General features: G+C 72.4%; 12 protein-coding genes. 5 read left to right on the top strand and 7 right to left on the bottom strand.

Annotated features, from left to right (window positions below; all coding sequences use genetic code 11):
• The first annotated feature begins 89 nt into the window (after positions 1–89).
• Positions 90–476: a DUF488 domain-containing protein gene (locus tag ACFQO7_RS20940; protein WP_376807912.1), complete on the top strand. Its 387-nt coding sequence runs from the start codon at positions 90–92 to the stop codon at positions 474–476.
• Positions 477–567: 91 nt separating this feature from the next.
• On the opposite strand, the gene ACFQO7_RS20935 is transcribed toward ACFQO7_RS20940, so the two are convergent.
• From ACFQO7_RS20935 to ACFQO7_RS20905, 7 genes are all read right to left on the bottom strand, one after another.
• Complete coding sequence (locus ACFQO7_RS20935; protein WP_376807911.1) at positions 568–1932, bottom strand: alpha/beta hydrolase domain-containing protein; 1365 nt, start codon at positions 1930–1932, stop codon at positions 568–570.
• An 81-nt stretch (positions 1933–2013) separates the two neighbouring features.
• Positions 2014–2760, bottom strand: a complete 747-nt coding sequence (locus ACFQO7_RS20930; protein ID WP_376807910.1) for a DUF4184 family protein — start codon at positions 2758–2760, stop codon at positions 2014–2016.
• A gap of 69 nt (positions 2761–2829) precedes the next feature.
• Complete coding sequence (locus ACFQO7_RS20925; protein WP_376807909.1) at positions 2830–3057, bottom strand: helix-turn-helix domain-containing protein; 228 nt, start codon at positions 3055–3057, stop codon at positions 2830–2832.
• Between the two features lie 227 nt (positions 3058–3284).
• Positions 3285–5219 (bottom strand): GGDEF domain-containing protein, encoded by a 1935-nt coding sequence (locus tag ACFQO7_RS20920; RefSeq protein WP_376807908.1) that lies wholly within the window; start codon positions 5217–5219, stop codon positions 3285–3287.
• 90 nt (positions 5220–5309) lie between these two features.
• Positions 5310–7394, bottom strand: coding sequence for a putative bifunctional diguanylate cyclase/phosphodiesterase (locus ACFQO7_RS20915; RefSeq protein WP_376807907.1), 2085 nt, complete (start codon positions 7392–7394; stop codon positions 5310–5312).
• Positions 7395–7425: 31 nt separating this feature from the next.
• On the bottom strand, positions 7426–7890 hold the full coding sequence (locus ACFQO7_RS20910) for a GAF domain-containing protein (RefSeq protein WP_376807906.1): 465 nt from the start codon (positions 7888–7890) through the stop codon (positions 7426–7428).
• Between the two features lie 145 nt (positions 7891–8035).
• Positions 8036–8533, bottom strand: a complete 498-nt coding sequence (locus tag ACFQO7_RS20905; protein WP_376807905.1) for a hypothetical protein — start codon at positions 8531–8533, stop codon at positions 8036–8038.
• Between the two features lie 205 nt (positions 8534–8738).
• On the opposite strand from ACFQO7_RS20905, the gene ACFQO7_RS20900 reads away from it, so the two are divergent.
• From ACFQO7_RS20900 to ACFQO7_RS20885, 4 genes are all read left to right on the top strand, one after another.
• Positions 8739–9740, top strand: coding sequence for a glycosyltransferase family 4 protein (locus ACFQO7_RS20900; protein ID WP_376807904.1), 1002 nt, complete (start codon positions 8739–8741; stop codon positions 9738–9740).
• A gap of 178 nt (positions 9741–9918) precedes the next feature.
• Positions 9919–11043: a glycosyltransferase gene (locus ACFQO7_RS20895; RefSeq protein ID WP_376807903.1), complete on the top strand. Its 1125-nt coding sequence runs from the start codon at positions 9919–9921 to the stop codon at positions 11041–11043.
• A complete protein-coding gene (locus ACFQO7_RS20890) occupies positions 11040–12050 on the top strand; it encodes a glycosyltransferase (protein WP_376807902.1) in 1011 nt (336 codons plus the stop codon). Before ACFQO7_RS20895 ends, ACFQO7_RS20890 begins: the two co-directional genes overlap by 4 nt.
• Complete coding sequence (locus ACFQO7_RS20885) at positions 12047–13519, top strand: glycoside hydrolase family 130 protein (RefSeq protein WP_376807901.1); 1473 nt, start codon at positions 12047–12049, stop codon at positions 13517–13519. Before ACFQO7_RS20890 ends, ACFQO7_RS20885 begins: the two co-directional genes overlap by 4 nt.
• The last annotated feature ends 121 nt before the right edge of the window (positions 13520–13640 follow it).

The raw sequence follows: 13640 nt of genomic DNA, 5'->3' as shown, positions 1-13640 counted from the left end.
GTACGGTCCACCATCGACGCCCGCCATCCCCTACGCGACACGTCCGGCATCGCGCCTCTGCGGGTCGGTGCCGTGGCGACAATGGGCGTATGCCGACAAGACGCGCCGACCCGGCGGCAAACCTGCGGATGCGCCGCGTGTACGACCCGCCCTCGCCCGAGGACGGCCTGCGCGTGCTCGTGGACCGGCTGTGGCCGCGTGGCCTGGCCAAGGAACGCGCCGAGATCGCGCAGTGGCCCAAGGACCTCGCCCCGTCGAACGAGCTGCGCCGCTGGTATCACGAGGCTCCCGACGAGCGCCAGGCCGAGTTCGTGGCCCGCTACGAGGCCGAACTCGACGCCACGGCCGCGCAGCAGGCGCTGGCCGAGCTGCGTCAGGCCCTGCACGACGGCCCGGTGACGCTGCTGACCGCGGTGAAGGAGTTCCCCGGCAGCCACGTCGACGTGCTCAGCCGGCACCTGACGGCAAAGGGCTGACGCGGCGCGGGTGGCGCGCCGCGTCAGCCCGTCCGGGCCGGTCAGCTGATGGGTGCGCAGCCCGGCGCGGTGACACGGTGAGCGGTGCGGCTCACCCACCCACGCCCGAGGCGAGGGCGTCGCGGAGGTTGCCCAGCGCGTCGGCGGGGAGCAGGTAGCCGGAGCGGACGTTGCCGAGGTCGGCGTGCACGACCTTCGCGACGTAGCCGCCCCGGGTGCGGTACAGCCCGTCGAGGGTGGCCTGGTCGAACGGCTGGTGGCTGCCGAACAGGAAGCAGAACGACTGCCCGGCGTTGTCCCCGGTGTTGCGCGCCGTCGGCACCGTCACCTGGGAGTACCGGATGCCGCCGAGGGCCAGCCCCAGTTCGTCCCTCGCCTTGGTGCCGTCGGCGTTGAACAGCAGCGGCGGGGCGGTCGGCGGCGCGACGCCGGTGCGCACCCAGCGCACCAGGTGGTCGTAGGCCGCCGCCGTGGCGTGATCGACCGGGACCCGGCTGAACGGCGGCTGGGCGCAGTCGTAGACCGGGGCCGCCCCCAGGTCGCGCACCGAGATCGGGGCCCGGTACTGCTGGCCGCGCCAACCGGAGTGCGCGCCGCCGGCGACCTCCCAGCGGCGGAACTGCGCGGTGTCGGGCAACGGCCGGACCGGGGTGCGCACGTCGGTCTCCGACAGCACCTGGAACACCGGCTCCGGGCCGACCCGGGTCGGCGCGCTGCCGACGATGAAGGCGTACCCGTCGAACACCGGCTCGACCTTCGGCAGGATGCTCTGGTAGTAGACGGTCATCCGCGCGGCGGACTGCGATGCGCCGATCGCGAGGACGGTGCGGACGTCGAGCCGCCCCAGCGGCGAGCCGCCCGCGCCGACCGCCTTCGCGGCCTGGGCGAAGATGTCGTACGACAGCTCGTCGGCGACGTACTGCCCGCCGCCGGTGACGTCGAGGCCGCCGTACCGTGCGGGGCTCCAGCCGCGCAGCTGGTCGACGCCGACCCGCTGGGCGGACACGCCGATCCAGGCGTACCCGGCGCGCATCATGGCAGCGCCGTTCCACAGCGCGTCCAGGTCGTAGCCGGCGGTCACGTTCTGCCACTCGACCAGCGCCGTGCCGTTGAACCTGCGGTCGGCGGACGGGCGGCGCACCACGATCCGGGTCCGGTACGGCACGTCGGTGGCGACCTGGTTGCCTGACGTGTCCCAGCCGTCGGCGACGCCCGACAGGTAGAACTCCTGCTCGACGTACCCCTTGGCGGCGAGGTCGTCGGGAGTGGAGAAGAACGGATAGGTGTCCTCGACGGCCGGCGCGAGCCGGTCACCGGGCACCGTGCCCGGGATCGGCGCGGAGACCACCGGAACCGGGACAGGCGACCGCTCGCCGGCGACCGCGGGCACGGCCGGGACGAGTGTCACGATCACAGCGGCGGCGACGGCCGCGCGGTACGTGCGACGATGCTTCATACACCAGCATCCTGGACAGCCGCACTCGCGCACGCATCGGCGATGTCACCAGCGTCGATCGCCGTGCAGCACGCGGCGAGGTCAGGCCGTGGCCGGGTCGTCGGTCCGCCGCGAACGCGACCACCACACCGCGGTGACGGCGACGAGGCCGAGGGTGCCCGGCCCCGTACCCCACGCGAAGGCGGCGAACAGGGAGTTCGTGAGCAGCCCGTACAGGAATCCGACCGCGGCCGGGACTCCGATCACCGCCCAGGCGAGCACGCGCAGCCGCAGCGGCAGCACGGCCGCGTCCGCGCGTACCGGCGCACCACGCCACCAGGCGACGACCCACCCGGCGACGATCGCGGTCCCGGCGACGTCGCTGACCCGCTGCGCCCACTCCCAGCCCAGCAGCGAGCCGTGCCGAGCCGCCAGCCATGGCACGTATTGCGGTCCCCACATCCAGTCGTGGGTGATGCCGTCCCAGATGAGGTGGGTCGCGGCTCCGATCAGGAGCGCCGCGAGCACCCGAAGGACCCGGCCAGACGACGCGCGGTGGTAGGCGAGTCCCCGGGGCGCGTCCCGCGGAACGCGGGCGGCGATCGTGTGCGGCGCGAGGGCGAGCACCACCGGAGCGAACACCGCCTGCCACAGGATGAAGGCGAGCGTGCCGAGCATCAGGTCCGAGGTGACCAGGCCCCAGGGCGTGTGCCCGAAGTGGACGATCTCCGGGAACGGCAGCATCATCGGCAGATCGGGGGTGACGGTGCCGATCACGAGAGCCGAGCCCGGCAGACCCCAGCGGGTGAGGGCGAGTACGGCAGCCGGATGGCCTGCGGTGAAGGGCATCGCACATCCTAACCTCGCGCGCGTGCCCCGGATGGCCCGCCGGAGTCCGGCAAGCTCGCCACAGCGGGCTCAGCGAAGTTCGTTGCGGGTGATCGCGTTGCGGGCCATCGCCGCGTTGGCCAGGCGCACCCGCCGCCGCTCCCCCTCGCCGACGATGCCGAACTTCTCGTACAGGCGCAGCAGGTGCTGCTTGACCGCGGCCTCGGTGACGACGAGCGCGGCGGCGATCTCGCGGCTGGACGCGGGCTCGGTGAACAGCGCGCCGTCCAGCAGCGGCCGGCACAGCTGGACGAGCACGTCGCGTTCGCGGCCGGTGAGTTCCGGCGGGGCGGCGCTCGCCTCGGTGACCTACCCGGCGGGGACGCGGCCGGAGCGCAGCACGAAGCGGGAGGCGCCGGCGCGGATCTCGTCGCTGGCCGCGAGGTGACAAATCCGGGTCGGCGGGACAGGCCCGTCTTACCTTCGGGTAAGGCCGGGGCGGCGGGAGGCCGGTCGCGACGGTTCCGTGGCGGCCGGTACGCAAGTCAAGGGGCCCCGGTCGGCCTGGTGTCCTGGGTCAGCCGCAGTATCCGCACCGGCCCCTGGAAGTCCTGGCCGTTGTACCGCTCCCGGGCCTGGTACATGGCCGCGTCGGCGCGGGCGATCAGGTCCTCGATCGCGTTCGGGGCGTCCTGGTCGACGAAGGTCGCGCCGACCGTGAGCGCGAGCCGGTAGGGCTGGCGGCTCGTCTCGTTGTGCCGGGTGACCTGCTCGCGCAGCCGACCGGCCCACAGGTCGACGTCGGAGTCCCGGCCCGCCTCGGTCAGCAGCAGGCAGAACTCGTCGCCGCCGATGCGCCCCAGCACGTCGCGGCGGCGGATGTTGGCCCGCAGCAGCTGGGAGGTGCTTTCCAGGGCGTGGTCGCCGACGCCGTGGCCGTAGGTGTCGTTGATGCGCTTGAGCCCGTCGACGTCGACGAACAGCAGCACGCCGGGCCGTTGCGCCTGCTGGGCCAGGGCCAGCTCCCGGCGGGCGGCGAGCAGGAAACCCCGGCGGTTGTTGACGCCGGTGAGCTCGTCGATCACGGCGAGCTGGCGCAGCTCTTCGGCCATCCGCCGCTGGTCGGTGATGTCGGAGAAGGCGGTCAGCACATAGCTGACCTGCCGGCCGTCCCGGATCGGGGTCGCCACCACCCGCAGCTGCCGGCGCTGGGCGTCGCGCTCGACCTCCATGTCCTCGACGGCGGCGACGTGGCCCTGCCGGGCCTGGGCGGCGGGCAGCCGGTCCGGCGGATAGGGCTCTGCGGTGCCGCCGGTGTACAGGTGGGGCAGCTGTGCCGGTGACTGGACCAGCCCGGGGTCGTAGCCGAGGATGCGGCCGGCCACCTGGTTGACGTAAACGGGCCGGCCGGTGTCGGCGTCCCGGACGTCCACCCCGATGGGTATCGCCTCCAGAAACTGCTGGAGGCGGTCCCGCTCGCGCCGGGCCGCAGTGACGATCTTGGTGAGCAGGTCGCCCACCCGCAGCATGAGCAGGACGAACATGATCGCCGAGGCGCACGCGAGCACGATCGGCTCGAGCTGCTGCCCGTGCCGGACCGAGTCCACCACCAGCGCCGGCACGGCCAGTCCGCACAGGCCGAGCGTGACCAGGCGCGCGCGGCCGGCGGTGCTGGCCCCCTCCCGTTGCGAGGTGACGTCCCGCATCGCCGGATGGAGCGCGGCCACGCCCACGAACAGGAACGACACCAGGTAGCCGTAGAACGGCCAGCCACCGTCGTCGTCGACCCCGCGGACCTGCTGGAGGCCGTACACCAGGTCGGCCATGAGCAGGGCGGCTGCCCAGGCGGCGAGCGGCGCGAGCGCGTGGCGTGAACTCCCCGCGCCGAAGAACAGCCTCGTCGCCAGCATCAAAAAGATCATGTCCAGGAACGGGTAGACCCCCGCTAGCAGCTGGCCGAACAGGGACAGCTCCGACGTGGCGAGCAGCTGCGCGACGACGAGCACGAAGTAGGCGCTGGTGAACGCGATGGTGACGATGAGGGCGTCGAGCAGCGCCGACCAGTCCCCGCCGGCCCGCCGGGCCCGGATGAGCAGCAGCAGCGCCAGCCCGTTGAGCACGTACGAGGCCAGGTAGACCTCCATCGCGGGCGAGGGGAACGCGGTCGGTCTGCCCTGTGCGGCTGCCACGACGTACCAGCACACGTTGCCGACCGCGTAGGCCGCCTGCCCGGCGGCGAGCAGGTACCACGCCCCGGGGCTGGTGGGCCGGTTCAGATGGATGCCGGCCAGGATCGCCACGACGGCGGCCAGGCTCGAACCGGTGAATATGATCGCCTGCGCCAAGCCGTGGCCGGCCGTCGCCGCGTACGCCGCCAGCAGTGCCAGCGACACGCCGACGTACCAGATCCACACTTTGCCGCGCTCGCGCAGGCGGGAATCCTCGCCGGCCGCAGTGCCGGAGCTTGCGTCGGTGAACATTCGAGACCGCCTCCGAACCGCGACCATCGTCCCCAGGATGCCCCAGCCCTCGACTCTGAACAAATGGGAACTCAATAATGAAACCGGATGCTAGGGCGGCGGAGCGCGGCGCGCCTCGGCGAGCCAGCCGGCGGTGTCCGTTTCCGGCATGGGAACGGCGAAGAGGTAGCCCTGGCCGTAGGTGCAGCCGGTGGCGATGCAGCCCTGACGCTGCTGCTCGGTCTCGATGCCCTCCGCCACGACGTCCAGGCTCAACGCCCGGGTCAGCGTGACGATGCCCTCCACCAGGTCCCGCTGCCGCCGGGAGGTGGTGAGCCCGCGGACGAACAACCGGTCCAGCTTCACGATGTCCAGCGGGATCTGCCGCAGGTAGCCCAGCGCGGAGTAGCCGGTGCCGAAGTCGTCGATGGCGATCCGCACTCCCCTGGCCCGGAGCAGTTCGAGCGCGTGCCACACCTTGTCGTCGTCGCGCAGGAGCAGGCTCTCGGTGATCTCCAGGACCAGCCGGTGCGCGTGCAGCCCGGTCTGCGCGAGCAGGCCCACGACGGTGTCGACGAAGCCGTCCGACCGGAACTGCTGGGCCGAGACGTTGACGCTCACGTACGGAGCGCGTACCCGCGCCGCGTCGCGCCACCGGCCCGCGGCCCGCATCGCCGCCGCGAGCACCCACTCGCCGATCGGGACGATGAGCCCCGAGTCCTCGGCGATCTCGATGAACTCGCCCGGCAGCAGCCGGCCCCACGTCGGATGCTGCCAGCGCAGCAGCGCTTCGAAGCCCACCGTGCGGCCGGTACGAAGAGCCACGATCGGCTGGTACTCCAGCAGCAACTCCTCGCCGTCGACGGCTGCGCCCAAGGCCGCGCGCAACTCCGACTGCCGCGCCTGGTCGGTCATCGACGGCTCGTACCGGCGCCACTGCCCCGCGCCGGCGCTCTTGGCGCTGCGCAGGGCCAGATTGGCGTTGCGCAGCAGTTCGTGTGCGCTGCCGCCCGGTGTGCTCGTGGCCGCCCCGATGCTCGCCCCGCAGACCACGACCGTTCCGCCGCTGGTCCGCATCGGCTCGGCCAGTGATCGGCAGAGCCGGGCCGCGACGCGCTCGACGTCTGCCACGGTGTCGGCGTCCTGGATCAGCACGGCGAACTCGTCGCCGCCGTACCGGGCGGCGACGCCGTGGTCGCCGACGACGTCGCTCAGCCGCCTGCTCGTCGTGTGGAGGACCTCGTCGCCGACGGCGTGGCCGAAACTGTCGTTGACGGACCCGAAGTCGTCGAGGTCGACGATCAGCACCGCGGTGAGACCCGCCCCGGCGGCGACCGCGTGTTCGGTGCGCTCGGCGAACAGCATCCGGTTGGGCAGGCCGGTCACGGCGTCGTGGAACATGCGGTCCGTCAGGTCGTGCTCGAGCCGCCGCTGCGCGGTCACGTCGTGCAGGGTGAGCGCCAGATCACGGGCCGGGCCGGCCGGGCACAACTCCCGGCAGGCGACCTCGACCATGGGCGTCCTGCCGTCCAGCGCCTGGACGGTCCAGTCGGCGCGGCTCTCTCCCGCACCGGCGCCGCCGGAGCGCACGTGCTGAAGCAGGAACTCGGCCGCTGGTCGCTGCGTGACGTCGATGAAGTCGAGCAGCCTGGCATGGAGCAGCGCAGAGGTGCCGAAAACGTGCCGCGCCGACGGGCTCGCGTACCGGATGCAGCCGTCCTCATCGATGATCAGCACCACGTCGCGGGTCTGCTCCATCAACGCTTCGATCTCACGGAAACTCCGGTGGCGGCTGACCTCCGCGGCCAGCCGTATCCTCTCCACCGCCAGCGCGGCCTGTGCCGACATGACCTCCAGGGCCGGCCGCAGGTGGGGTGTCGCCGCGGTGGCGCGGTCGATCAGCAGGATGCCGACCAGCCCTGACCGGGGCGTGTCCACCTCGATCAGCACCAGCCCGGCAACCTCGTCCGGGCCCGGCAGCCGGTCGGCGGACCCGGCAGAGTCCTCCGGCAGCAGGATGCGCAACTCGTGCGGCGAACCGGCCGGGACGAGCCGGGTGACGGCCCGGTCCAGCGCCTCGACCACGTCCTCGGCGCTCGCGGCCACGGCCAGTTCGGCCGCGACGTCGCGCAGCACCCTGTCCGCGTCGACCCGCTCACGCGGCGGGGAGGACACGTCTGGCTCGTAGGCGGTCATCCACGCCGCCGCGGGGAGTCCGGTTCCGGCCTCAGACGGCCAGGACGCCCGTACGCCCGGCGGGCGCCGAGAGCCTGGCCAGCGCCCGGCCCGCCGCCTCCGCGAGCCGCTCCAGCACGGCCGTCTCGCCGGCGGTCGCCCGGTGCAGGTCCGCCCAGTAGGCCCCGATCGCGCCGACCGGCACACCGGCGACCCGGATGGGCACCATGAGCAGGCTGCGGACGAACGTCGGGCGGTAGGCGGCCTGCGGGATGCGGTCGTCGGCGCGGATGTCGGGAATGGCCACGGTCTGGTCGTGCAGCATCGCCCATCCGCTGATGCACGACGTGGCGGGGAAGCGCTGGCCCTGCCACAGCGGGCTCATCGCGTCCTCGCACAGGTAATGGCACTGGCCGTCCTCGAGTTGCACGACGGTCACACCCTGAGCCTGCACCGCGGCCCGCCCACTGCATCGCAGGGCGGTCTGGACGTCCTCGACGGTTTTCGCACCATCCATCATGTCGATCGCCCAGTCAATGGGACTGACCGAAATAATCTGCATATTCGCCCCCTCCCACTCCCGCTTAACATTCAATATTATATCGGCTGAAATCGCCGCGCATGCGGTCCGGGTGAAACCGCAGTCTGACCGGCGGCAGCGGTCAGACCAGGTTGACCATCTTGTACCCGGAGTACCGGCACTTGCGGATGAGGACGAACTCGGCGGAGACGGTCAACTGCTGCATCGCACCGAACTCGGCGAACGTGGTGAACGACGCCGCCGTCGACGCCGCGTCGGCCAGGTCGTTCAGTGCCAGCTCCACCTCGGCGTCGTCCACTCGGTCCGCCGCCTCGCCGAACTTCGCCGACACGGCGAGGAACATCGGCTCCAGCGCCGCCAGTTCCTTGGCCACCGTCGCCGTGTCGCCGCGCTTCTCCGCCGCGAAGCCGCGCTGGATGTGCGCCTGCGTCTGCTGGTTGAGCGTGGCGTACAGGCCGTCGGCGGCCTCGCAGGCGAACGCGAGGCTCGCGACCGGGTCCGCGGCGGCGCTGCTCGCCGGGGCAGCCGAGGGCACGGCCTGCGGCGCGGCTTCGTCACCGCAGGCTGCCGCGCCCAGCATCGTGAGGGCCAGCAGCACGGAGACGGCGGTACGGCGCATGGGGGAGGCTCCTCGAAGGTTCACGCCGGCACGGCACGGTCCGGACAAAGTGGATGGCACCCGTGGCACCCTAGATGATCGTGACGATCGGCGGCAACGTGATCCACCAGGTCCCGGACTGATCAGCGCGGCCCGCTCCGCCTCCACGCGGCGCCGCGGTCGCGCGGTCCCGTAGGGTGAGCCGCATGCCTCGAACCAGGTCGGCGTGAAGGTAGCCCTGCTAGGACCGGTGGCCTGGCGTACGCCACCGCACCACTACGGGCCGTGGGAGCAGGTCACCAGCCTGCTCGCGGAGGGCCTGACGGCTCGCGGCGTCGACGTCACCCTGTTCGCCACGCTCGACTCGCGCACCGCGGCGACCCTCGACGGCGTGTGCGCCCACGGCTACGCCGAGGATCCGGCGATGGACGGCCGCGTCTGGGAGGCGATGCACGTCGCGCACGCGTTCGGCCGGTCGGCGGAGTTCGACCTGGTGCACAACCACCTGGACTGGCTGCCCTTGGCCTTCTCGCAGCATTGCCGCGCGCCGCTGCTGACCACCGTGCACGGGTTCTCCGGCGCGGCGATCCTGCCCGCATACGCGCGCGCCCGGTCGCGGTACGTGTCCATCTCCGACTCGGACCGCTCCCCCGACCTCGACTACGCCGCGACGATCTACCACGGCATCGCGTTCGACCAGTTCCCATACCGGTCCGCAGCCGGACACGGGCTGGCCGTCTTCGGCCGGGTGCATCCCGACAAGGGCACCCGGACCGCGATCGAGATCGCGCGGCGGGCCGGGCTGCCGCTGACCATCTGCGGCATCGTCGCCGACCAGCGCTACCACGAGGAGCAGATCCTGCCGCACGTCGACGGGGAGCAGGTCGTCTACCTCGGCTCGGTCGGACCCGAGCAGCGCGGCGAGATCCTGTCGTCGGCCGCGGCGCTGCTGCATCCGATCGCCTTCGCCGAGCCGTTCGGGCTCGCCGTGGTGGAGTCGATGGCCTGCGGCACACCAGTGGTGGCGTACGCCCGGGGTTCGATGCCCGAAGTCGTCGACGAGGGCGTGACCGGGCGCCTCGTGCACAACGTCAGCCAGGCGGTGGCGGCCGTGTCCCGCATCGGCGACATCGACCGGCAGCGCTGCCGTGACCGGGCCAGGGAGCGGTTCTCCGCCGACCGTATGGTCGACGACTACCTGCGGCTGTATCACACGATCGTCGATTGACCTCTGCTTACTGCTACTGTCGAGATGCTGAGACGCCCGAAAGGGTGCAATGTGGTTCCCGGGCGACGTCCCGGGAGACCCGGACCGCTCGCCGCACACGCAGGCCGAGCGGACGCCTTCACCGCGTGAGGCCGCCTTCCCGTGTGGAGGGACGCCGATGAACCGGAAGGCATCATCAATGCCCACCAGTTATGGCTTTGTCAGCACCCATCCGCCGACCGCGTGCGGGCTCGCCACGTTCAACTCCGCCCTGTCAGCCGCGCTGTGCCCGGACGGGATGCCCGGCGGCATCGTGCGCGTCACCGCCGCCCGGGAATCGGGCACCGCGGACCCCAAGGTCGTGCACACCTGGTCCGGCGACGACGCCGGCGGCTGGCAGCTCGCCGCGAAGGCCCTCGGCCACTTCGACGTGGCCGTCGTGCAGCACGAGTACGGCATCTACCCCGGCGCGGACGGCCACGACGTGGTGCCGATGCTGAACCAGCTCACCGTGCCGAGCATCGTGGTGCTGCACACGGTCCTGGCGGCCCCCACCGCCCGGCAGAAGTCGGTGCTCGAACAGGTCGCGCAGGCTGCGAACGCCGTGGTCGTCATGACCGCGACCGCCCGGGACCGGCTGGCGGCCGGCTACGACGTCGATCCCGCCAAGGTCACCGTCATCCCGCACGGAGCCCACGACCATGCCGCCGCCCCCGCCGTCAAAGGCTCGCGCCCGCACCTGCTCACCTGGGGACTGCTCGGGCCCGGCAAGGGCATCGAATGGGCCGTGCGGGCAATGGGCCGGCTCCGGAACCTGCCGCAGCGGCCGGTGTACACCATCGCGGGCAAGACCCATCCGCGCGTGCTCGAACAGCACGGCGAGCAGTACCGCGACGGCCTGGTCGAGCTGACCCGCGTGCTCGGCATCACGGACTCGGTCCGCTTCGACCCCGTGTACCGTGACGACGCGTCGCTGGGCCGCCTGATCCGCTCCGCGGACGTGGTGCTGCTGCCTTACGACTCGCGGGAACAGGTCACCTCGGGTGTGCTCATCGAGGCGGTCGCCGCGGGAGTCCCCGTCGTGGCGACCCGCTTCCCGCACGCCGTCGAGCTGCTGACCGGCGGTCCCGGCGTCCTGGTGCCGCACGGCGACGCCGCGGCCATGGCCGATGCCGTCCGCGCGATCCTCACCAGTCCCGACGCCGCGGGCCTGGGCGGCGTGCCCGGCCCTGCCATGCTGTGGCCCGCCGTCGCGGACCGGTATGCCACGCTCGCGCACCGGCTGCTGGCAGCCGACCGGGCACTGACCGCGGCCGCCGTGTGAAGGTCCCCGAACCGAACTTCGCCCATCTCGTCCGGCTGACCGACGACACCGGCCTGTTCGAGCACGCCAGACTCGCCGTCGCCCGCCGTGAGCACGGCTACTGCACCGACGACGTCGCCCGCGGGCTCGTCGTCACCAGCCGCGAGGCCGATCCCTCGGCGGAGCTGGTCCGGCTGGCCGAGTGCTACCTGACCTTCCTCAACCACGCGCAGGCCAAGACCGGGGCGTTCCACAACCGGCTCGGCCATGACCGGCGCTGGGCCGACCCGGCCGGGCTCGGCGACTGGTGGGGACGGGCGCTGTGGGGCCTGGGCACGGCGGCGGCCCGCCACCCGGTGCCCTGGATACGCGACTCCGCCCTGACCGCTTTCAGGCTCGGCACCTCGCAGCGGTCCGCCTACCCGCATGCCATGGCGTTCGCCGGGCTGGGCGCGGCGGAGGTGCTGCGCGCGGACCCGGGCGACGTCGACGCGGCCGCGCTGCTGTCCGACGCCGCCACGGCGGTCGGCCCACCGGGCGCGGATCCGGACTGGCCGTGGCCGCTGCCCCGGCTGACGTACGCCAACGCGGCGCTCGCGGAGGTCGTCATCGCCGACGCGGCCGCGCGCGGGGACGACACCGCACTCGGCACGGGCCTTCACCTGCTGGCCTGGATACGCGATGTGCAGTCGGGCCCGCGGGGCTTGCGCGTCATCCCGGCCGGTGGCTGGGCGCGCGGTGAGGAGCGCGCCGGCCGGGATCAGCAGCCGATCGAGGTCGCCGCGCTGGCCGACGCCTTCGCCACCGCCGCGGCGGTGACCGGGGACCGGGCCTGGGAGGTCGATCTGGATCGGACCGTCGCCTGGTTCCTGGGCGTCAACGACGCCGGTGCGGTGATGTGGGACGAGCACACCGGCGGCGGCTACGACGGGCTGACCGCGTACGGCCCCAATCTCAACCAGGGCGCGGAGTCGACGCTGGCACTGCTGTCCACGCTGCAGCACGCGCGGGCGAAGGTGCCGGCATGACGCCCGCCGAGCTCGCCGTCAGGCACGACGTCACGCTTTCCCCCGACCCGCGGCGCGTGATCGTGAAACTGTTCGTGCCCGGCGAGGACGCCGCGCTCGCGCGGACCCGCGCCTCCGGTCTGGTCGAGCGGATCACCGCCCTCGACGACCGGTCCGCCGCGCAGCTGCTGGACGAGGTAATGGACGGCTACGGCAGCCGGCATCACGAGCTGGCGGCAACCTTCCGGCACCACTTCGACCTGGTCAGGCACCGGGTGAGTCCGGACCGTGAACTGCCGGACACGATGCGCACGCTCATCGGCGCGTTCTTCAGCCACGAGTACGCCGTCGAGGGCGCGGCCCTGTGCAACCCGTCGATGGTGCCGCATCCCGACCAGTCCGGCCTGGCCGACGGGCAGCTGCGGGTCGCGGTCAGCCTGCGGCAGATCGGCGAGGGCCACCTGTCCTCCATCGGGTTCGCGACCGCGGTGCTCGGACCGGGCCGGGACCTCGCCCTGGCTCCGCGACCCGGCCCGCTGGCCGTCGGGGCGCGCGTCGGTGTGCTGCACCGGCGCGACCTGCTCGCCGCCGGGCTGGACGAGGGCGCCTACGACGACGAGGTCTGCGCCACCGTGCTGGGGCTGCTGCCGGAACGCTTCGACGACCAGCAGTTCGAGCGGACGCTGGCGTCGATCCCGCCCGACCTGCTGCATCGGGCCACCGCGCAGCGCACGATGGAGCAGCTGCGCCGTACCATCGCCGACGGCTACTCGGTGGTCTTCCCGGAGCAGGTGCCGCTCAGCGGGCGGGTGCTGTGGCCGAACAACCCGTCGGAGAGCAACGGCATGGAAGACGCCCGCTTCGTCAGGGTCACCGGTGCGGACGGCGAGGCGGCCTACCGGGCGACCTACACGGCGTACGACGGGCGGCAGATCGCGTCGCGAATGCTCGACAGCGCCGACCTCACCCGATTCGAGGTGACCCCGATGCGCGGGCCGGGCGCCCGCAACAAAGGCGTGGCGCTGTTCCCCCGAACCATCGACGGCCGTCACCTGGCCCTCTGCCGGGCCGACGGCGAGACCCTCGGACTGACCGCGCTCGACGGCGACAACCGCTGGGCCGAACCCGTCCCCCTGCTGCGGCCCGGACGCAGCTGGAGCCTGATCCAGGTCGGCAACTGCGGCTCGCCGCTGGAGACCGACGCGGGATGGCTGGTGCTCACGCACGGCGTGGGACCGATGCGGCAGTACGCCATCGGGGCGATCCTGCTGGACCTGCACCGGCCGGAGCGGGTCGTCGCCGAGCTGCCGGGCGTGCTGCTGGCTCCGGCGGAGGCCGACCGCGACGGGTACGTCCCCAACGTCGTCTACTCCTGCGGCGGGCTGCTGCACCGGGGCGAGCTGTGGATGCCCTACGGCGCGAGCGACGCCCGGGTGGGTTTCGCGACCGTCGGCGTCGCCGGGCTGCTCGACGCCATGCGAGCGGCCTGACAGCACGCATCGACGACGGCATGTCGAGGGTGTTGACAGTCTCCGGATCGGCCCTGTTTAGTAAGGAAAGTTACCTTACAGTTCATGGCTTGGCCGCTCCCGAGCCCTGGAGACTTCAGGG

The sequence above is a fragment of the Catellatospora aurea genome, from assembly GCF_042663325.1.
GTDB classification, from domain to species: domain Bacteria; phylum Actinomycetota; class Actinomycetes; order Mycobacteriales; family Micromonosporaceae; genus Catellatospora; species Catellatospora aurea.
This window is presented reverse-complemented; position numbering and strand designations above follow the sequence as displayed.